Source organism: Streptomyces sp. NPDC001443 (genome assembly GCF_053597355.1).
The window spans coordinates 105,225-123,730 of sequence record NZ_JBSFIA010000024.1 but is presented as its reverse complement, the minus strand read 5'-3'; the positions used below and the strand labels follow the sequence as shown (position 1 = coordinate 123,730).

The 18,506-nt window shown below is 72.7% G+C and carries 17 protein-coding genes; 9 read left to right on the top strand and 8 right to left on the bottom strand.

Annotated features, from left to right (window positions below; all coding sequences use genetic code 11):
• Window positions 1–34: 34 nt before the first annotated feature.
• A complete protein-coding gene (locus tag ACWC24_RS24385) occupies window positions 35–1,147 on the top strand; it encodes a winged helix DNA-binding domain-containing protein (RefSeq protein WP_450664978.1) in 1,113 nt (370 codons plus the stop codon).
• Window positions 1,148–1,236: 89 nt separating this feature from the next.
• Here ACWC24_RS24385 and ACWC24_RS24380 read toward each other — a convergent pair whose 3' ends face one another.
• The 3 genes from ACWC24_RS24380 to ACWC24_RS24370 all read right to left on the bottom strand — a co-directional run bounded on the left by ACWC24_RS24380 (window position 1,237) and on the right by ACWC24_RS24370 (window position 6,135).
• A complete protein-coding gene (locus tag ACWC24_RS24380) occupies window positions 1,237–2,031 on the bottom strand; it encodes a S1 family peptidase (RefSeq protein WP_450664977.1) in 795 nt (264 codons plus the stop codon).
• 220 nt (window positions 2,032–2,251) lie between these two features.
• A complete protein-coding gene (locus ACWC24_RS24375) occupies window positions 2,252–5,113 on the bottom strand; it encodes an ATP-binding protein (RefSeq protein ID WP_450664976.1) in 2,862 nt (953 codons plus the stop codon).
• A 155-nt stretch (window positions 5,114–5,268) separates the two neighbouring features.
• Complete coding sequence (locus ACWC24_RS24370; protein ID WP_450664975.1) at window positions 5,269–6,135, bottom strand: LuxR C-terminal-related transcriptional regulator; 867 nt, start codon at window positions 6,133–6,135, stop codon at window positions 5,269–5,271.
• Window positions 6,136–6,260: 125 nt separating this feature from the next.
• Here ACWC24_RS24370 and ACWC24_RS24365 point away from each other — a divergent pair, with 125 nt between their 5' ends.
• Window positions 6,261–7,931 carry an AMP-binding protein gene (locus tag ACWC24_RS24365; protein WP_450664974.1) on the top strand — a complete coding sequence of 557 codons (1,671 nt, stop codon included), beginning with the start codon at window positions 6,261–6,263 and terminating at the stop codon, window positions 7,929–7,931.
• Entirely contained in the window at window positions 7,928–9,547 is a 1,620-nt protein-coding gene (locus ACWC24_RS24360) for an AMP-binding protein (RefSeq protein ID WP_450664973.1), read from the top strand. Before ACWC24_RS24365 ends, ACWC24_RS24360 begins: the two co-directional genes overlap by 4 nt.
• A 444-nt stretch (window positions 9,548–9,991) precedes the next feature.
• Here ACWC24_RS24360 and ACWC24_RS24355 read toward each other — a convergent pair whose 3' ends face one another.
• Window positions 9,992–10,654, bottom strand: a complete 663-nt coding sequence (locus ACWC24_RS24355; protein WP_450664972.1) for a hypothetical protein — start codon at window positions 10,652–10,654, stop codon at window positions 9,992–9,994.
• A 232-nt stretch (window positions 10,655–10,886) separates the two neighbouring features.
• Here ACWC24_RS24355 and gcl point away from each other — a divergent pair, with 232 nt between their 5' ends.
• Entirely contained in the window at window positions 10,887–12,671 is a 1,785-nt protein-coding gene (gene gcl / locus ACWC24_RS24350) for a glyoxylate carboligase (protein ID WP_450664971.1), read from the top strand.
• A gap of 48 nt (window positions 12,672–12,719) precedes the next feature.
• Here gcl and ACWC24_RS24345 read toward each other — a convergent pair whose 3' ends face one another.
• The 4 genes from ACWC24_RS24345 to ACWC24_RS24330 all read right to left on the bottom strand — a co-directional run bounded on the left by ACWC24_RS24345 (window position 12,720) and on the right by ACWC24_RS24330 (window position 15,681).
• Window positions 12,720–13,292 (bottom strand): TIGR04222 domain-containing membrane protein, encoded by a 573-nt coding sequence (locus ACWC24_RS24345; RefSeq protein ID WP_450664970.1) that lies wholly within the window; start codon window positions 13,290–13,292, stop codon window positions 12,720–12,722.
• Window positions 13,293–13,469: 177 nt separating this feature from the next.
• The gene (locus tag ACWC24_RS24340) at window positions 13,470–13,712 is read right to left on the bottom strand and encodes a hypothetical protein (protein ID WP_351602926.1); all 243 of its coding nucleotides are present in this window, start codon (window positions 13,710–13,712) and stop codon (window positions 13,470–13,472) included.
• Window positions 13,713–13,858: 146 nt separating this feature from the next.
• Window positions 13,859–14,776, bottom strand: coding sequence for a 2-hydroxy-3-oxopropionate reductase (locus ACWC24_RS24335; RefSeq protein ID WP_450664969.1), 918 nt, complete (start codon window positions 14,774–14,776; stop codon window positions 13,859–13,861).
• 47 nt (window positions 14,777–14,823) lie between these two features.
• On the bottom strand, window positions 14,824–15,681 hold the full coding sequence (locus tag ACWC24_RS24330; protein WP_450665000.1) for a TIM barrel protein: 858 nt from the start codon (window positions 15,679–15,681) through the stop codon (window positions 14,824–14,826).
• A gap of 143 nt (window positions 15,682–15,824) precedes the next feature.
• On the opposite strand from ACWC24_RS24330, the gene ACWC24_RS24325 reads away from it, so the two are divergent.
• The 5 genes from ACWC24_RS24325 (at window position 15,825) to pucL (ending at window position 18,491) form a co-directional block, all read left to right on the top strand.
• Window positions 15,825–16,076: a hypothetical protein gene (locus ACWC24_RS24325; RefSeq protein ID WP_450664968.1), complete on the top strand. Its 252-nt coding sequence runs from the start codon at window positions 15,825–15,827 to the stop codon at window positions 16,074–16,076.
• A complete protein-coding gene (locus ACWC24_RS24320; protein ID WP_450664967.1) occupies window positions 16,073–16,441 on the top strand; it encodes a helix-turn-helix domain-containing protein in 369 nt (122 codons plus the stop codon). The genes ACWC24_RS24325 and ACWC24_RS24320 overlap by 4 nt, the downstream gene beginning before the upstream one ends.
• A gap of 167 nt (window positions 16,442–16,608) precedes the next feature.
• Window positions 16,609–17,127, top strand: coding sequence for a 2-oxo-4-hydroxy-4-carboxy-5-ureidoimidazoline decarboxylase (uraD, locus tag ACWC24_RS24315; RefSeq protein WP_450664966.1), 519 nt, complete (start codon window positions 16,609–16,611; stop codon window positions 17,125–17,127).
• Window positions 17,124–17,522, top strand: coding sequence for a hydroxyisourate hydrolase (gene uraH / locus ACWC24_RS24310; RefSeq protein WP_450664965.1), 399 nt, complete (start codon window positions 17,124–17,126; stop codon window positions 17,520–17,522). The genes uraD and uraH overlap by 4 nt, the downstream gene beginning before the upstream one ends.
• Window positions 17,523–17,528: 6 nt before the next feature.
• Window positions 17,529–18,491 (top strand): factor-independent urate hydroxylase, encoded by a 963-nt coding sequence (pucL, locus tag ACWC24_RS24305; protein ID WP_450664964.1) that lies wholly within the window; start codon window positions 17,529–17,531, stop codon window positions 18,489–18,491.
• The last annotated feature ends 15 nt before the right edge of the window (window positions 18,492–18,506 follow it).

Sequence of the window (18,506 nt, the reverse complement as noted above, 5' to 3'; positions counted from 1 at the left end):
ATAGGTGTCCGCAAGCGGTACTAGCGTGCGGGGCATGACGAAGACGACGACGGCCGCGACCGCCCCCCTGCTCGGCGTCCGCGCCCTCAACCGCGCGACCCTCGACCGGCAGCTGCTCCTGCGCCGCTCGCCGCTGTCCGCCGGGGCGGCGATCGAGCATCTGCTCGGCCTCCAGGCCCAGAACGTCAAGCCGCCGTACTACGCGCTCGCCGCCCGCCTCGACCGTTTCACCCCGCAGGAGCTCTCGGGTGCCATGGCCGATCGCGAGGTCGTCCGGATCGTCACCATGCGCTCGACCATCCACACCCACACCGCCGCCGACTGCCTCACCCTGCGGCCCTTCGTCCAGCCCGCCCGCGACCGGGAGCTGGCGAACTTCCGCAAGGGGCTCACCGGCGTCGACCTCGACCGGCTGTCCGTCCTGGCCCGCGAGCTGGTCGAGGACGCGCCGCGCACCATGAAGGAGCTGCGCGAGGCGCTGCTCCTCCAGTGGCCGGACGCCGATCCGCAGGCCCTGGCGGTCGCCGCGCGCTGCCGGCTGCCGCTCGTCCAGGTGACCCCGCGCGGGCTGTGGGGACACAGCGGCCAGGTCGCGCTCACCACGGCCGAGCGCTGGCTCGGCCGGCCCGCCGAGGCCGCCCCGCCGGCCGAGACCGTCGTACTGCGCTACCTCGCCGCCTTCGGACCGGCCTCCGTGAAGGACATGCAGACCTGGGCCGGGCTGACCCGGCTGCGGGACGTCTTCGAGCGGCTCAGGCCGCGGCTCGTCACCTTCCGGGACGAGAGCGGTGCCGAGCTCTTCGACCTCCCGGACGCGCCCCGCCCCGCCCCGGACACCCCCGCCCCGCCGCGTTTCCTGCCCGAGTTCGACAACCTGCTGCTCTCCCACGCCGACCGCACCCGGGTCGTACCGCGGGAGCTGCGGGGGCGAAGCTGGCGGGGCAACCAGGCGTACCGCACCCTGCTCGTCGACGGCTTCCTCGCCGGGGTGTGGAAGCCGGCAGACGACGGCCTGGTCGTCGAGCTGTTCGGCCCGCTCGGCAGGGCCCGGCGGGACGAGGTCGTCGCGGAGGGGGAGCGGCTGCTCGCGATCGTGCGCCCGGAGGATGCGGGCGGTGTGCGGTTCGGGACCGTCGTACCGGGATGAACGCATGGATAGGGGGCGTTGCGGGCTGCTCGTGGTAGCTCGCAACGCCCCCGGTCTTCACCTGAGGGGTGCTCAGGAAACCTTCCGGGTCACGAGTTGACCTGCGTGGTCACCAGGCTGGAGAAGGTGGTCAGCCGGGTGTAGACACCCGGGTAACCGGCCTCCGCGCAGCCCTCGCCCCAAGAAGTGATCCCTGCCAGGACGCCCCCGACTAGCAGGGGACCGCCGCTGTCGCCCTGGCAGGTGTCTACGCCGCCGGAGGTGTATCCGGCGCAAACCATGTCGGTCTGGACGAAGTCCGAACCGTAGGAGCTCTTGCAGCTGGAGTCGGACACGATCGGCACGGTCGCGGTCCGCAGCTGGTTGGAGGAGCTCCCGCTCTCCGAGGTGGTGCCCCAGCCCAGGATGCGGGCCGTGGTGCCGGCCGCGTACACGCTGGTCTGGGAGGAGGAGACGTACGGCGCCGTCGTGTACGGCATCGAGGTCGAGAGGGTCAGCACGGCGACGTCGTCGCCGTTGGTGGCGTCCGTGTAGGACGGGTTGATCCAGATCTTGCTGACCTTGCTGACCGTGCCGTTGGTGCCGTTGAGGTAGGTGCGGCCGCCGACCACCCGGACACTGCCGGTGCTTTCGCCCACCATGCAGTGCGCGGCCGTGACCACCTTGGTCGCCGACACCAGGGTCCCGCCGCAGAACTGGTTCTGCGAGGCGTCGGTGATCTGCATCATGAACGGGTACGCGGTGGTCGTGGTCGTGGTGCCGCCGACGATGGGCTGGGGCGCGGCGACAGCGGTGGGGGCGCTGAGCAACGCGGTGGTGACGGCGGCCGCGGTCGCCGCGACGGCGGCGACGGCGGTCCTGTGTGCGCGGTCGAGCCCGAACATGAGTCTCCTCAGTGGGGGATGCCGGTGGGGGGCGCGCGGGCGTGGGGGGTGCACGGGGGTCGCGGGACCGACCCCCGTGTGCCTGGGCGTGCGGCACACCCCAAAAACTAGGACCCGGCGCCGCCGCCTCCCAATGAGGGAACCCCCTAAGGGAGTTGGGCAGGGAAAACCCTCGGTTGTCCCTCGGCAAACCCGTCAGTGAAGTAAACCCGCGCGACACTCACTTCGCGCGGCGCCCCGCCGCCAGTCGGACGATGTCCACCCGCGAACGGATCCCCAGCTTGCGGTAGACCCGGGTCAGCGTCGCCTCGACCGTCTTGACGCTGATGTACAGCCGGGCGGCGATCTCCCGGTTGGTGGCTCCCTCCATGACCAGCGCGGCGACCTGACGCTCCATCGCGGCGAGGCCCTCCAGCGCGTCGAGGGCGGGGTCCCGCGGGGCGTCGACGGCCTCCTCCTCCGGCTCCGCGGCGGCCGCCGCGTCCACCTGCCGCAGCCACGGCAGCGCGCGGCAGCGCCGGAACAGCCGGGCGGCCTCGTCGTACGACGTCGGCCCCGGCCTGCGCGTGCGCAGCCGGGCCAGCGCGAACGCGGCCCGCGCCTCCTCCAGGCCGTACCCCAGCTTGGCGAGCCGGTCCTGAACGGACGTCAGCTGCGAGAGCGCGGCCTCCTGGTCGCCGCGGGCGGCCCGCACCAGCGCCTCCGAGCGGTCCAGCACGGCCAGCACGCTCTCCCGGCCCAGCCGCAGCGCGTGCGCGCGCGAGACGTCGATCAGCTCCTGCGCCTCGCCCGGCTCCCCGATCCGTACGAGGGCCTCGGCCAGGTCGCTCTGCCAGCGGCCGCGCGCCGGGTCGGTGATGCCGAGCCCGGACTCCAGCTCGCGCACCCGGCGCAGCGAACGGACCGTGCCCGCCGCGTCCCCGGCCACCAGCTGGGCGTACCCGAAGGCGGCCAGGGCCCGGGAGAGGTACATCTGGTCGCCGTCCTCCTCGGCCCGTTCCGCCGCCTCGCGGGCCAGCTCCAGCGCCTGGTCCACGTCACCGCCGGAGGCCTCCGCGAGGGAGGCGAGCATCGCCGAGGCGCCGAGCCCGATCCCGGAGTCGCGGGCCAGCCGCAGGCTCTCGCGGGCCAGGTCCAGGGCCCGTCCGCAGTGCCCGGAGCGCAGCTCGGTCTCGGCCAGGAAGCGCTGGAAGTGCACCTCGCTCTCGACCATGCCGCGCCGCTGCACCTCGCGCAGCAGCGCGGTGATGGTGCTGCGGGCCTCGGGCAGCTGGTCGCTCATCAGCAGCCAGCGGAACCGGGCCGCTCCCGCGCCGTTGTGGTGGCAGGCCACATACGGGTCCTGGGGTTCCTTGAGCGCCCGCTTGATGGTCACGGGGGCGTTTGGGTGGCCCATCAGGGTCTCGGTCGAGGCCTGGAAGGACAGCGCCATGAGCTCGGTGCGCCGGTCGCCGGCGGTCGCGGCGAGCTCCGCCGCGTGCGCGGCCTCGGTGCGGGCCTCGGAGAAGTCGCCCTCGACCACCAGGCCGCGCCAGGCCAGCTGGTAGTGGACCAGGGCGAGCAGCTTGGGGTCCTCGCCCGCGTCGACCAGCACCTGCGGGAAGACGGCGTCGACCTCGCCGAGGGCCTGTCCGGCCGCCTCGATGACGATCATCCAGGCCCGTACCCGTTCGGCGGGCACGGTGGCCCGGGTCAGCACCTCGTGCGCGATGTCCCGGGCGAGCTCCACCTCGCCGGCGGTGATCGCGTCCTCGGCCGCCTGCAACCGCCGGTCGTCGGGGCCGGGGGTGGCGCCGGCCGGGGTGTGGCGGGCGGCGAGCAGTCCGAGGGACGCGGCGACGGACGGGGCGCCGCGGTCCCGGGCCAGCGCGGCGGCGCCGGCCAGCCGGGCGGCCACGTCCGGGTCGGTGCCGGTGGTCGCCAGGGCCAGGTGCCGGGCCCGCTCGATCGGGTCGGACGCCGCGGTGGACAGCGCCGCGTGCGCGGCCCGGCGGTCCTGCGCGGGCGCCTCCGCGTACAGCGCGGCGGAGATCAGCGGATGCGCGAACCGTACGGCCGGGCCCTCCGGCTCCGTCGCCAGCAGGCCGAGCCGGGCGGCTTGTGCGGTCTCCGCCTCGGCGTTCTCCCGGCCGGCGGCCAGCAGCAGGGACAGGGTGGGGCGGGCGCCGGCGCTGGCCACCAGCAGGGTGCGGCGGACGTCGTCGGAGAGCATGCCGAGCCGGTGCAGGACCAGGGCCCGCAGGGAGGTGGGCACCGGCAGCGGCTCGCCGGGGCGGGGCGGGGTGGGGTTCTCGCCGAGGGCCCGGCCCAGTTCGAGCGCGAACAGCGGGTTGCCGCCGCTGGTGCGGTGGATCTCGCGGACCGTGGAGCGGGGCAGGTCGGTGTAGCCGCGGTCGTCGAGCAGCGCGGAGACCTGGGCACGGGAGAGCGGGTTGAGGCGCAGGGCGACCGTGTCGGGCGGGGACGCGCGTAGATGGCGGTCGTACTCCTGGCCCTCGGTCCGCACCGCGCAGAGCATCTGCACCGGGGTGTCGCCGAGGCGGCGGGCGGCGAAGCCGAGCAGTTCGGCACTGGCCGAATCCAGCCACTGGAGGTCGTCGGCGACGATCAGGAGGGGGCCGTCGGCGGCGAGGGCGCGCAGCGCCGAGAGCACGGCGAGGCGCAGCGCGAGGCCGTCACGCTGGAGGGTGGACTCCCCGCGGCCGGTGATCGCCGACTCCAGCGCGGTGCGCTGGGCGGCGGGCAGCTTGTCGGACACCTGGTCGAGAGCCAGCCCGAGGAGATCGGCCAGGGCGAGAAACGGAAGGTGGGATTCTGACTCCGTCGCGGAGCAGCGCAAGACGGTGTGGGCCACCTGGGAGTATTCCGCGGCCAATGCCTGGAGCACGGTCGATTTACCTATTCCGGCAGGGCCGTGCAGGAGCACGCTGCCGGAGCGGCCGAGCTGCTCGCGGGCGGCCGTGAACAGGTCCTCCCTGCCGATGACCAGGTCGGGGCGGCATCGGGCAGGCTCCTGGAAGTCCCGTCGCACGGTTACCGCTCCCCTCCGTGTGTCGTGTCCGTACCAAATTCTAGGCAACATCTCTTTGAAATTCGGACGGACTGAGTGGTGAGGGATATAACAAATGGCGATGCATGGAGAAATTCACAACCCGGACACATGAATGAAACGACATCATTTTGTCCGAAAGTCGATGATTTTACGATTTCTTGGTGGTGTCGGCAGGCCATGATCCTTTAAGGCAGCACCCCCGTCCGGCGCGCCACCGCCACCGCCTCCCCCCGGGTGCGCGCGCCCAGCTTGCGCATCGCCGACCTGAGGTAACCCTTCACCGTCTCCGAGCGTAGCCCCAGCCGCTCCGCGGCCACCGCGTTCGTCGCCCCGGCCGCCACCCACACCAGTACGTCCACTTCCCGGGGCGTCAGCCGCGCCGGGCGGGCCGTATCCCCTCGGGCACCCTCCGGGGCGCCCGCCGCGGGCGAGGGTGTCAGCAGCCCACACGCCGCCAGCAGCTCGGCCCGCAGCACCGGATCCGTGATCCGCGGCACCAGCGCGCGCAGCGCCGCGTGCGCCTCCCGCATCTGCTCCCAGGCGGCCGCGGCGCCCGGGTCCGCGGCCCCGGCCGGCCGGGCCGCCGACAGCAGACGGTCCGCCTCCTCCCGCACCACCAGCGCCTGCTCCACGTCCCGCGCCGCCTCGACCGCCGCGCTCAGCGTGCGGTCGCCCAGCGGCTGGGCCGTGCGCAGCGCGCCGTACAGCACACCGCGCACCCGGCGCCGTACCACCACCGGCACCGCCAGTACCGAGCGCAGCCCCTCGGCGGCGACCGCGGAGTCGTACTCGTGGCTGATCTGCCGGGAGGAGGAGTAGTCCGTCACCGCGCACGCGCGGGCCAGGGCCACCGCCTTGCCGCCCAGACCGTTGCCCGCGCTCACCGCGAGCGCGCGCAGCGCCGGCGTCGCGTTGCCGCTCAGTTCACTGATCCGCATCTGCTGCCGCCCGGCGTCGACCAGACCGCCGAAGGCCACCGGCAGCCCGGTCGTACGGCGCAGGCGGGCCAGCGCGCCGCGGATCTCCGCCGCTCCGGCCGCGTCCGCCGCCATGTTCCCGCCCCTCTCTCGTGGTCGCTGTGCTGCACACACCCCCGTTCGGGGGTAGTGAGACCTGCATCACGGATTACACGATGACGGAGAGCCGCCCGGCAATGGTCCGGCACCGAGGAGGACAAATGACGACGGCGACGGAGCTCTTCCGCAGCGCGCGGGACTTCCTGCTGGAACACCGCGAGGACTACGCCACCGCCTACGAGGGCTTCGCCTGGCCGCGCCCGCCCCACTTCAACTGGGCGCTCGACTGGTTCGACGCGATCGCGCACGGCAACGACCGCACCGCCCTGCACATCGTCGAGGAGGACGGCTCCGGGACCCGGCTGTCCTTCGCCGAGTTGTCCCTGCTCTCCGACCAGGCCGCGAACTGGCTGCGCGGACAGGGGGTGCGCGCCGAGGACCGGATCCTCGTCATGCTCGGCAACCAGGCCGAGCTGTGGGTGACGGCCCTGGCCGCCATGAAGCTGCGCGCCGTCGTCATCCCGGCCACCCCGCTGCTCGGCCCCGCCGACCTGCGCGACCGCGTCGAGCGCGGCCGGGTCCGGCACGTGGTCGTGCGGGCCGAGGACACCGCCAAGTTCGACGAGGTGCCCGGCCCCTACACCCGGATCGCCGTCGGCGGCGCCCCCCTCGGCTGGCTGCCCTACGAAGACCTGTACGGCGCGGAGGCCGGCTTCGCCCCCGACGGCCCGACCCTGGCCGACGACCCGCTGATGCTCTACTTCACCTCGGGCACCACCGCCCGCCCCAAGCTCGTCGAGCACACCCACACCTCGTACCCCATCGGGCATCTGGCCACCATGTACTGGATCGGGCTCCGGCCCGGCGACGTGCACCTGAACATCTCGTCGCCCGGCTGGGCCAAGCACGCCTGGTCGAACCTGTTCGCGCCGTGGAACGCCGAGGCGACCGTCTTCATCCACAACTACACCCGCTTCGACGCGGCCCGGCTGATGGCGGAGATGGACCGGGCCGCCGTGACGACGTTCTGCGCCCCGCCCACCGTCTGGCGGATGCTCATCCAGGCCGACCTGACCCAACTGCGCACCCCGCCGCGCGAGGTCGTCGCCGCGGGCGAGCCGCTCAATCCCGAGGTCATCGAGCAGATCCGACGGGCCTGGGGGGTGACCATCCGGGACGGCTTCGGCCAGACCGAGACCGCCGTGCAGGTCGCCAACAGCCCCGGACAGCCGTTGAAGACCGGCTCCATGGGCCGCCCGTGCCCCGGCTACCGCGTCGAACTGCTCGACCCGGTGTCCGGCGCGCCCGGGGTCGCCGAGGGCGAGATCGCGCTCGACCTGTCGGCGCGCCCGGTCGGCCTGATGACCGGCTACCACGGCGCCCCGGACCGTACGGCGGAGGCGATGGCGGGCGGCTACTACCGCACCGGCGACATCGGCGCCCGGGACGCGGACGGCTACATCACCTACGTGGGTCGCGCGGACGACGTGTTCAAGGCGTCCGACTACAAGATCAGCCCGTTCGAGCTGGAGAGCGCCCTGCTGGAGCACGAGGCGGTGGCCGAGGCGGCCGTGGTGCCCGCGCCGGACGAGCTGCGCCTGGCCGTGCCCAAGGCGTACGTCGTCCTCGCCGAGGGCTGGGAGCCGGGCCCGGACACCGCGAAGGTGCTCTTCGAGCACTCGCGGGACGTCCTCGCGCCCTACAAGCGCATCCGCCGCCTGGAGTTCGGCGGCCTGCCCAAGACCGTCTCCGGCAAGATCCGCCGGATCGAGCTGCGCGAGGCCACGGCCGCCGGCTCGGACGCCGAGTACCGCGAGGAGGACTTCCGGTGACCGCATCTTCCTACGCCCACGGGACCAGCGAGGTCCCCCTGCTCGGCGCCACGATCGGGGCCGACCTCGACCGGACGATCGCGGCCCATCCCGACCGCGAGGCACTGGTCGACGTGCCGTCCGGACGGCGCTGGACCTACGCCGAGTTCGGCGCGGCCGTCGACGAGGTGGCCCGCGGACTGCTCGCCCACGGCATCGCCAAGGGCGACCGGGTGGGCATCTGGGCGGTCAACTGCCCCGAGTGGGTGTTCGTCCAGTACGCCACCGCCCGCCTCGGCGTGATCATGGTGAACATCAACCCCGCCTATCGCGCGCACGAATTGGAGTACGTGCTCAAGCAGGCCGGCATCGCGATGCTGGTCGCCTCCCTCGCCCACAAGGGGAGCGACTACCGGGCGCTGGTCGACCAAGTACGGCACAAGTGCCCCGAGTTGCGGGACGTCGTCTACATCGGCGACCCGTCGTGGGACGCCCTCACGGCCTCCGCCGAGCGCGTCGCGCCCGAGCGGGTCGCCGCGGCGCGGGCGGAGCTGAGCTGCGACGACCCGGTCAACATCCAGTACACCTCGGGCACCACCGGTTTCCCGAAGGGCGCCACGCTCTCCCACCACAACATCCTCAACAACGGCTACTGGGTGGGCCGTACGGTCGGCTACACGGAACAGGACCGGATCTGCATCCCCGTCCCTCTGTACCACTGTTTCGGCATGGTGATGGGGAATCTGGCCGCCACCTCGCACGGCGCGTGCATGGTGATCCCCGCCCCGTCGTTCGACCCGGCGGCGACCCTGCGGGCCGTCGAGCAGGAGCGGTGCACCTCGCTCTACGGCGTCCCCACCATGTTCATCGCGGAGCTGAACCTCCCCGACTTCGCGTCGTACGACCTGTCGTCGCTGCGGACCGGCATCATGGCGGGCTCGCCCTGCCCGGTCGAGGTGATGAAACGCGTGGTCGCCGAGATGCACATGGCGGAGGTCTCCATCTGCTACGGCATGACCGAGACCTCCCCGGTCTCGCTCCAGACCCGCAGGGACGACGACCTCGAACACCGCACCGGCACCGTCGGCCGGGTCCTGCCGCACCTCGAGGTCAAGGTCGTCGACCCGGCGACCGGGGTGACCGTGCCGCGCGGCACCGCGGGCGAACTGTGCACCCGCGGGTACAGCGTGATGCTCGGCTACTGGGACGAGCCGGAGAAGACCGCCGAGGCCGTCGACGCCGGACGCTGGATGCACACCGGCGACCTGGCCATGATGCGCGAGGACGGGTACGTCGAGATCGTCGGCCGCATCAAGGACATGATCATCCGGGGCGGTGAGAACGTGTACCCGCGGGAGATCGAGGAGTTCCTCTACGCCCACCCGAAGATCCGGGACGTCCAGGTGGTCGGCGTGCCGCACGAACGGTACGGCGAGGAGGTCCTCGCCTGCGTCATCCCGAGCGACCCCGCCGATCCGCTCACCCTGGAGGAACTGCGGGCCTTCTGCGCGGACCGGCTCGCGCACTACAAGGTCCCGAGCAGGCTCCAGATCCTGGCGGGCTTCCCGATGACGGTGTCCGGGAAGGTACGCAAGATCGAACTGCGGGAGAGGTGGACGGAGGGGGCGGTCTCCTAGGGCGTGTTTCGAAAGTCCCGTCTGCCCGGCGACGCCTGGCACGCGCTCCCCCGGAGGGGGCACCCCCAGCCGCGTTGTCGGGATCACCCCGATACAACCAGTATCGGGGCGACCCTCCGCCTTGCGATCGCACGCACCAGACGCCGCCGGGCCCGCCCTTCGGGCGGACGACGCTACTTTCGAAACACGCCCTAGGGCCTGGGGGGCCGAGGTCCGGGACTGCGGGGTCGGATTTCCGGGCCGCGCGGCTCGCGCCCGGCGGGGCGGGGGTCTTCCGGGCGTCCCGCGTCCCGGGCCCCGCGTCCCGCGTCCCGGGCCCCGCGTCCCGCGTCCCGGGCCCCGCGTCCCGCGTCCCGGGCCCCGCGTCCCGCGTCCCGGGCCCCGCATCCCGCGTCCCGGGCCCCGCGTCCCGCGGTCGGTGGCGGAGTGCGCCGGGCCGGACGGTCAGGGCGCCCCCGACTCGTGCAGTCGGTCCGCGGGGCCGTTCACCGGCCTCGGTGTGCCCAGCAGGTCGAGGACGAAGAGGGGGACGAGCAGGACGTCGGCCCGGCCGCGGGCGTCCTCGGCGTACCCCGCGAGCGAGAAGTAGGCGCAGGCCGCGGAGTCCGCCATGGCGGTCAGCCACAGGCACTCCACGTCCCGTACGCGCGCCGGGCGCGCCGTCGGGTCCACCTGGGCGACGAGACCGTGGCCGGCCAGCGCGATCCCGGTCGGCGGCCGCCGCTCGCCCCGGCGGACGTCCCGGTAGCCGAGCCCGCTCAGATAGCGGGCGGCGGCCGTGACCGCGTCCAGCGTCGTGCGGATGGGCGCGGGCCGGAAGGCCGGGCGCGGCACACGGGTGGCGGGGGTGGCCGCGACCGGGAGGCGCAGCACCGTGCCGCACGGGCAGCCCAGTTCCGGCGCCGGCCACTGGCCCCGGCTGCCGCAGGCGGCGCACCGCACGGTGACCCACTGTTCCTCCCAGACCCGGTGGGTCAGCGCCCTGGGCGTGCCGCGCGGGTCCAGCGGCGGGGCCACCGGCGCTCCGCAGACGCACGGATACGACGGCGAGGCGTAGAGGTGCTCGCGCCGACAGGCCGGGCAACGCACCGGCAGGCTCTCGGACATGGCCCGCTCCAGGACGGCATCACAGGGGGACGGCGCCCCATCGTCCTCCAGGAGGGCCCCGCCTGTCCGTCCCTTGACTGCCTTCGCCCCACCCGCCTACATTACTTCCAGATGGTAGAAGTTAAATTCCGCAATGCGGAATACCTGGGAGCTGCGGAATCCACGGCAGCGTGCGGGAAGCGCTCGGGGCGCGACGGTCGAGCGGATCCGACAGTCGAGGCAGGAGTACTCCATGGCCCGTATGACCGCCGCCCGCGCGGCAGTCGAGATCCTCAAGCGCGAGGGCGTCACCGACGTGTTCGGTGTCCCCGGCGCCGCGATCAACCCCTTCTACGCGGCCCTCGAGGCCGCCGGGGGCATCAGGCACACCCTCGCCCGCCATGTGGAGGGCGCCTCGCACATGGCCGAGGGCTACACCCGCACCCGTCCCGGCAACATCGGCGTCTGCGTCGGCACCTCGGGTCCGGCGGGCACGGACATGATCACCGGGCTCTACTCCGCTCTCGGCGACTCGATCCCGATCCTGTGCGTCACCGGCCAGGCCCCCACCTCCGTGCTGCACAAGGAGGATTTCCAGGCCGTCGACATCGCCTCCATCGCCGGCCCGGTGACCAAGACGGCGGTCACCGTGCGGGCGGCGGCCCAGGTCCCCGGCGTCCTCCAGCAGGCCTTCCACCTCATGCGGTCCGGCCGCCCCGGTCCGGTCCTCGTCGACCTCCCCGTCGACGTGCAGCTCACCGAGATCGAGTTCGACCCGGAGACCTACGCGCCCCTCCCGGTCTGCAAGCCGGCCGCGACCCGCGCCCAGATCGAGAAGGCGATGGGGCTGCTCAACGCCTCCGAGCGGCCGCTGATCGTGGCGGGCGGCGGGATCGTCAACGCCGACGCCGCCGAACTCCTCGTCGGGTTCGCCGAGTTGACCGGTACCCCGGTGGTGCCGACGTTGATGGGCTGGGGCGTCCTGTCCGACGACCACGAACTGAACGCGGGCATGGTCGGCCTCCAGACCTCGCACCGCTACGGCAACGCGACCTTCCTGGAGTCCGACTTCGTCCTCGGTATCGGCAACCGCTGGGCCAACCGCCACACCGGCAGGCTCGACGTCTACACGGCCGGCCGGACGTTCGTCCACATCGACATCGAGCCCACCCAGATCGGCCGGATCTTCGCCCCCGACCTCGGCATCACCTCCGACGCGGGGGCCGCCCTGCGTCTGCTCGTCGAGGTGGCGCGGGAGCTGAAGGCGGACGGCCGGCTGCCCGACCGCTCCGGCTGGGCCGCCGCCACCCAGGAGAAGCGGGCACGGCTGCAACGCCGTACCCACTTCGACGACGTCCCGATCAAACCGCAGCGCGTCTACGAGGAGATGAACAAGGTCTTCGGTCCGGAGACCCGGTACGTCAGCGCCATCGGCCTCGCGCAGATCGCGGGCGCGCAGCTGCTGCACGTCCACCGGCCCCGGCACTGGATCAACTGCGGGCAGGCGGGTCCGCTCGGCTGGACCGTCCCGGCCGCGCTCGGCGTGGCCAGGGCCGACCCGGAGGCGTCCGTCGTCGCCCTGTCCGGGGACTACGACTTCCAGTTCCTGATCGAGGAACTGGCCGTCGGTGCCCAGCACCGCATCCCGTATGTGCACGTCCTGGTGAACAACGCCTACCTGGGCCTGATCCGGCAGGCGCAGCGGGCCTTCGACATCGACTTCCAGGTCAATCTGGAGTTCGAGAACATCAACGCGCCCGAACTCGGCGGCTACGGCGTCGACCACGTGAGGGTCGCCGAGGGGCTCGGCTGCAAGGCGATCCGGGTCACCGACCCGGGCGGCCTGGGCGCCGCCTTCGAACAGGCCCGCAAGCTCGCCGCGGAGCACCGGGTGCCCGTCGTCGTCGAGGTGATCGTGGAGCGCGTCACGAACATCGCGATGTCGACGACCGGTGACATCGGTGACGTCGTCGAGTTCGAGGAGATCGCGACCGAACCCGGCCACGCGCCGACCTCGATCAGGACGCTGAAGGTCTGAGGAGGCGGTACGGGGACAAGGCGGCACGATCGCGGGTGGCGCGTGGGCTCACGCCGTTCCGCAGCCGGTGATGTCGCCCCCGCCGCCGCTGCCCCAGGACTGCCACGGGTCCCGCTCGGTCGTCCCGCCCCGGCCGGTCAGTCCCGCCTCGCGGGTGAGGCGCGGCGCGAGCTCGGTCAGCGCCCGGTCGCCGTACAGGGCGACCGCGAGCAGCTGCTCCTCCACCGGCAGCCCGGGACCGTGGGCGGGCAGCGGGTGCCGGGCGCGCAGGGACTTCAGGGTGCGGCGGCCGGCGCGGGTGCGGCCGGGCGGGAACGTACGGAGCAGCCCGGCGGTCCTGAGGTCGTCCCGCAGGCCGGTGAGCGCACGGCGTACCGCCTGCCGGTCCAGCAACTGCCGTAGGCCCGCGGGCCGGTAGAGCGCGGCGTGCACGGCCTTGGTGAGCGGCGGCAGGGACCGGTCCGGGGCCGGACCGGTGGTGCGCATCGTGCCCGGCCGGCCGGGGCCGACGGCACCGCGCAGATGCAGCGAGAGGACGGCCACCGTGACGGCGGCGCGGGGACCGCCCCGCAGCAGGGCGATCGCGTGCGGTTCCAGCCGGCTCGGCGCGGCACTGTCCATGGCAACCCCCGTCGCGAGGCCCGCCGCCCCCGTGCCGGCAGGCCCCGCGTGAGAAGAATGTGCCCGCACGCGGGGCCGGTTGAAGCCTCTGCGGCCGTCTCCAGAGGATGATTTGAGGATTGCGTAGCCCGGGTACGCCCTCAGTCGTACATCCGTACGGGTCGTCCGTACGTGCCGTCAGGGCTGTGGCTCGTGCTCCGACAGTCCCGGCCAGTCGTCCGGGCCGCCGCCCTGCCACTCGATGAGATCGCTCTCCTCGACCTCGATCCGGTCCAGGTCGGCCATGCGCAGGATCTCGACGACATCGTCCAGATGGCTGGCGATGCCCAGGGTCTGGTCGCCCGTGGTGACCCGCCGGGAGCCGTCCAGGGCCGGGGCGTGCACCACGATGTGCGGGAACTCCGTCGGTGGATGCGTCATGCCTTCAGGCTGCTGCGGGCGGGCCGGATCCGCACTCCGGGAACCTCCGCCGGACGCGGTGCGCGGTACGTCGTACGAGGCCGCGCCGCGGGCCGGGTGCCCGGGACTCCCGGCGGCGACGGCGCCGTCGGGACTCCCGGGGCGCCTCAGACCTGGCTGCCGGAGAGGCGTTCGACGGCGCGCAGCAGGGCCGAGTGGTCCAGGCCGCCGTCGCCCTGCGCGCGCAGGCTGGCGACGAGCTGGGCGACCACGGCACCGACGGGCAGGGCGGCACCGACGGCCCGGGCCGCGTCCGTGACGATCCCCATGTCCTTGTGGTGCAGGTCGACGCGGAAGCCCGGCCTGAAGTCGCGGCCGAGGAAGTTGTCCCTCTTACGGGTCAGCACGGTGGAGCCGGCCAGCCCGCCGGCGAGGACGTCCAGCGCCGCCGTCAGGTCCACGCCGGACTTCTCCAGGAACACCACGGCCTCGGCGCACGCCTGGATGTTCACGGCGACGATCAGTTGGTTGGCGGCCTTCACGGTCTGCCCGGCGCCGTGCGGGCCGCACCGGACGACGGTCCTGCCCAGCGCCTCGAGGACCGGCCGGGCCGCGTCGAAGTCCGCCTGCTCGCCGCCGACCATGATGGACAGTACGGCCTCGACGGCACCCGCCTCACCGCCGGACACCGGGGCGTCCAGCACCCGGATGCCCCTGGCGGCCGCCGCCCGCGCCAGCTCGACCGAGGTCCCCGGGGTGATCGACGACATGTCGATGAACAGGGCGCCGGGCCGGGCGTTCTCCAGGACGCCGTCGGGTCCGTACGCGACGGCCTCGACCTGGGGGGACGCGGGCACCATCGTGATGATCACGTCGGCGTCCCGGACGGCCTCGGCGACCGAGCCGGCCGCGGTGCCGCCGGCGGCGGCCAGCCGGTCCAGCTTGTCCTGTTCCAGGGTGAAGCCGGTGACGTCGTAACCCGCCTTGACCAGGTTCTCGGACATCGGGGAGCCCATGATGCCCAGACCGATCCACGCGATCGAGGGGCGGTCCTTGCGGGTGGAGCCTGCGGGACTGCTGCTCATGGTGTGAGTGCCTCTCTGACTGCTCGGCGGGTTGTTCGGCGGCCTGTTCAGCGGGCCGCTCGGGCCTCGGGGGGCAGCCATCCGAAGGCCTCGGCGCTCGGACGGTCGCCCGGCTTGTACTCCAGGCCGATCCAGCCCTCGTAACCGGCCTTCCGCAGCCGCCGAAGGAGGTCGTCGAGCGGGAGGCCGCCGGTGCCCGGCGCGCCCCGGCCCGGGTTGTCGGCGATCTGCACATGTCCGGTGACCGACGCGTACCGCTCGATCGCCCCCGGCAGGTCCTCGCCGTTCATGGACAGGTGGTAGAGGTCCATCAGGAAGCGTGCGTTGCCGAGGCCGGTGACCCGGTTGACGCGGTCGACGACCTCGACACCGGCCTGCGCGCTCACCAGCGGATAGCGGGGCGACTCCGTCCGGTTGAGGGTCTCGACCAGCAGGATCGCCCCGATCCGGTCGGCCGCGGCGGCCGCGAGCGCCAGGTTCTCCAGCGCCAGCGCGTCCTGCTCGGCCGCGGCCACGCCGTCGACCCGGTTGCCGTACAGGGCGTTGAGCGCCCCGCAGCCCAGCGCCCCGGCGAGGTCCGCCGCCACCTCGACGTTGGCGCGGAACCGCTCCGACTCCGCGCCGGGGACCGACAGTGCGCCGCGGTCCGGGCCGGGGAGCAGCCCGGCGTAGAAGTTCAGGCCCGTCAGCCGGACGCCCGCGCCCTCGATCGCCTCGCCCAGCGCGTCGAGCTCGGACCGCCCGGGGGTGGGGGAGTCGGTCCATGGCCACCACAGCTCGACCGCGGTGAAACCGGCCGCGGCGGCGGCCGCGGGACGCTCCAGGAGCGGGAGCTCCGTGAACAGGATCGACAGGTTCACGCTGAAGCGCCGCTCGGCGGCCGTGTGCGCGCCATGACCCGGCATGAGGTTGGACGCCCCTTTCACCACCCTATGAATTATTCCGTATTGTGGAAGCGTATTTCTGCTTCATGAAAGACTGCCGTCGGTCCTCGTCGCATGTCAAGAGGGGGGCGGCCAAAGCCGGTACCGCGCGTTAGGTTGAGCGCGTGCGATTGAGAGTGGAGTTCACGACCGAGCCCTTCGACCTCGAGGAGGCTCCCGCACACGCGCTGGTGGCCCGCGAGGTCGTCGAGGGTGCCGCGCTGGACACCGTGGACGTCGGCCCGTTCGGCAACACGGCGGAAGGCGGTGCCGACGCGGTGCTCACGGCCGTGGACGCCGTGCTGCGCAGAACCCTGGCGGCCGGCGCCACCCGGATCTCGCTCCAGGTCAACGTGGTCGGGGAGGGCGAAGGATGACCGCGGCCGGGGAGGGAGCCTTCATCGCGGCCGTGAAGCCGCTGGTCGACGCCATCGGCGGCGAGATACTCCCGCCCGACGAGGCCGGCCCCGACGACGTGGTGCTCTCCTGGGCGGGCGCCGACGCCGTCGCGGTGCGCCTGCCCCAGCTCGCCGACTCCCTCGACCACATCCTGGCCGCCATGGAGCGCAGGATGGGCAGACCGCTGGCCGACCTGGACCGCAAGGCCAAGCAGGAGGTCGTACGGACGCTGGAGGCGCGCGGCGCCTTCTCCGTACGGCACGGCGTGGAGACCGTGGCGGGCGCGCTCGGGGTGAGCCGCTTCACGGTCTACAACTACCTCAACCGCGAGAAGCAGGGCTGAAGTCCGGGCCGGGGCCGTTGCCGCCCGGCGCCGTCGACCGGTGTTGTCACACAGAATTTTCAACAAAGTGTTGACGCTGTCTCGCGGAGGGCGTTAGCTGACGGCAGTCCGCACCGCACGAAGGCCGCGTCCGGCCGAGCAGGCCGCATCCGGCTACGGAGGCTCCCGTGACTTCGACTTCCGCGTCCCCGGGTCTGGCCCGGTTCAACGTCCTCGGGGAACACGAGGCCCTGGCAGCCCTGCACGAGGTGTGCGCCTCCACGGCATGGGCCGGCCGACTGCTCGCCGCCCGCCCGTACGCCACCGCCGAAGACCTCTACGCCGCCAACGACACCGCCACGGCCGCGCTGACCGCGGCCGACCTGGCGGAGGCCATGTCCGGGCACCCGCCGATCGGCCGCCCCGCGCCGGGCGATCCGACCTCGGCCCGGGAACAGCGCGGCATGGCCGACGCCGCGGAGGAGCTCAAGGCGGAGATGCTCGCACTCAACCTGGCCTATCAGGACAGGTTCGGGCATGTCTTCCTGATCTGCGCGACCGGACGTACCGGCGAGCAGATGCGCGACGCGCTCCGGCAGCGGCTCGGCAACCCGCCGGAGCTGGAGCGGGAGATCGTCCGCACCGAACTGAGCAGGATCAACCGCATCCGACTGGCCCGCCTCGCCGAAGGGACCGACCCCGCATGACCACCGGCACCACCGCCTCGGTGTCCACGCACATCCTGGACACCAGCGTCGGCCGCCCCGCCGAGGGCGTCGCCGTCCTGCTCGCCGCCCGCGGCGGGCGCGCCGCCGACTGGCGGGCGCTCGGCGGCTCCGCGACCGACACGGACGGGCGGTGCAAGGACCTGCCGGCCCTGCCGGAGGGAACGACCCACGTACGGCTCGACTTCGCCGTGGAGCCGTACTTCGAGCGGACCGAGGACGAGCGAGCCGATGCGCGCCAGGACACCCCCGCGCGTCGGGACAGCGGCGCGTTCTTCCCCGAGGTGACGATCACGTTCGCCGTGCAGCCCGGCGAGCACTACCACGTACCGCTGCTGCTCAACCCGTTCGGCTACTCCGTTTACCGAGGGAGCTAGCGCAAGATGACAGAATTTTCCCGTCCCGGCCGCCCGGTGATGCTGGGCCAGAACCAGTACGGCAAGGCCGAGACCCGCGTCGTGAGGATCACGCGGGACGGCGCCACCCACCACATCAAGGACCTGAACGTCTCCGTCGCGCTCTCCGGCGACATGGACGAGGTCCACTACTCCGGCTCGAACGCCAACGTCCTGCCGACCGACACCACCAAGAACACGGTGTACGCGTTCGCCAAGGAGCACGGCATCGAGTCGGCCGAGCAGTTCGGCATCCATCTGGCCCGGCACTTCGTGACCAGCCAGGAGGCGATCAGGACGGCCCGCGTCCGGATCGAGGAGTACGCCTGGGACCGGATCGGGACCTCCGACGACGCCACCACCGGCAGCGGTCCCGGAGGAGGCGGCGCCGACCGGGCCCGGCACTCCTTCGTACGCCAGGGCCAGGAGACGCGCCTGGCCCAGATCACCTACGACGGCTCGTCGTGGGAGGTCGTCTCGGGACTGAAGGACCTCACCGTCATGAACTCGACGAACTCGGAGTTCTGGGGGTACGTCAAGGACAAGTACACGACGCTGCCGGAGGCCCACGACCGCATCCTGGCCACCAAGGTCGCCGCCCGCTGGCGGTTCGGCTGGAGCGACGACGCGGACCCCATGCCCTCCTGGGAGACGTCGTACGCGGAGGCCCGCAGGCATCTGCTCCAGGCCTTCGCGGAGACGTACTCGTACTCGCTCCAGCAGACCCTCTACCGGATGGGCGCGCGGATCATCGACAACCGCGCCGAGATCGACGAGGTCCGCTTCTCGCTCCCCAACCAGCACCACTTCCTCGTCGACCTGGCACCGTTCGGCCTCAAGAACGACAACGAGGTCTACTTCTCGGCCGACCGACCGTACGGCCTGATCGAGGCCACCGTGCTGCGCGACGGCTGCGAGCCGCGCATACCGGTGGACCTCACCAACCTGTGACGTCGGTCCCGGACC

What these genes read in the sequence shown, in the direction of transcription:
- ACWC24_RS24385 (WP_450664978.1), top strand. Translation starts at nt 35, where the DNA reads ATGACGAAGACGACGACGGCCGCGACCGCCCCCCTGCTCGGCGTCCGC.
- ACWC24_RS24380 (WP_450664977.1), bottom strand. Translation starts at nt 2,031, where the DNA reads ATGTTCGGGCTCGACCGCGCACACAGGACCGCCGTCGCCGCCGTCGCG.
- ACWC24_RS24375 (WP_450664976.1), bottom strand. Translation starts at nt 5,113, where the DNA reads ATGTTGCCTAGAATTTGGTACGGACACGACACACGGAGGGGAGCGGTA.
- ACWC24_RS24370 (WP_450664975.1), bottom strand. Translation starts at nt 6,135, where the DNA reads ATGGCGGCGGACGCGGCCGGAGCGGCGGAGATCCGCGGCGCGCTGGCC.
- ACWC24_RS24365 (WP_450664974.1), top strand. Translation starts at nt 6,261, where the DNA reads ATGACGACGGCGACGGAGCTCTTCCGCAGCGCGCGGGACTTCCTGCTG.
- ACWC24_RS24355 (WP_450664972.1), bottom strand. Translation starts at nt 10,654, where the DNA reads ATGTCCGAGAGCCTGCCGGTGCGTTGCCCGGCCTGTCGGCGCGAGCAC.
- gcl (WP_450664971.1), top strand. Translation starts at nt 10,887, where the DNA reads ATGGCCCGTATGACCGCCGCCCGCGCGGCAGTCGAGATCCTCAAGCGC.
- ACWC24_RS24345 (WP_450664970.1), bottom strand. Translation starts at nt 13,292, where the DNA reads ATGGACAGTGCCGCGCCGAGCCGGCTGGAACCGCACGCGATCGCCCTG.
- ACWC24_RS24340 (WP_351602926.1), bottom strand. Translation starts at nt 13,712, where the DNA reads ATGACGCATCCACCGACGGAGTTCCCGCACATCGTGGTGCACGCCCCG.
- ACWC24_RS24335 (WP_450664969.1), bottom strand. Translation starts at nt 14,776, where the DNA reads ATGAGCAGCAGTCCCGCAGGCTCCACCCGCAAGGACCGCCCCTCGATC.
- ACWC24_RS24330 (WP_450665000.1), bottom strand. Translation starts at nt 15,681, where the DNA reads ATGCCGGGTCATGGCGCGCACACGGCCGCCGAGCGGCGCTTCAGCGTG.
- ACWC24_RS24320 (WP_450664967.1), top strand. Translation starts at nt 16,073, where the DNA reads ATGACCGCGGCCGGGGAGGGAGCCTTCATCGCGGCCGTGAAGCCGCTG.
- uraH (WP_450664965.1), top strand. Translation starts at nt 17,124, where the DNA reads ATGACCACCGGCACCACCGCCTCGGTGTCCACGCACATCCTGGACACC.
- pucL (WP_450664964.1), top strand. Translation starts at nt 17,529, where the DNA reads ATGACAGAATTTTCCCGTCCCGGCCGCCCGGTGATGCTGGGCCAGAAC.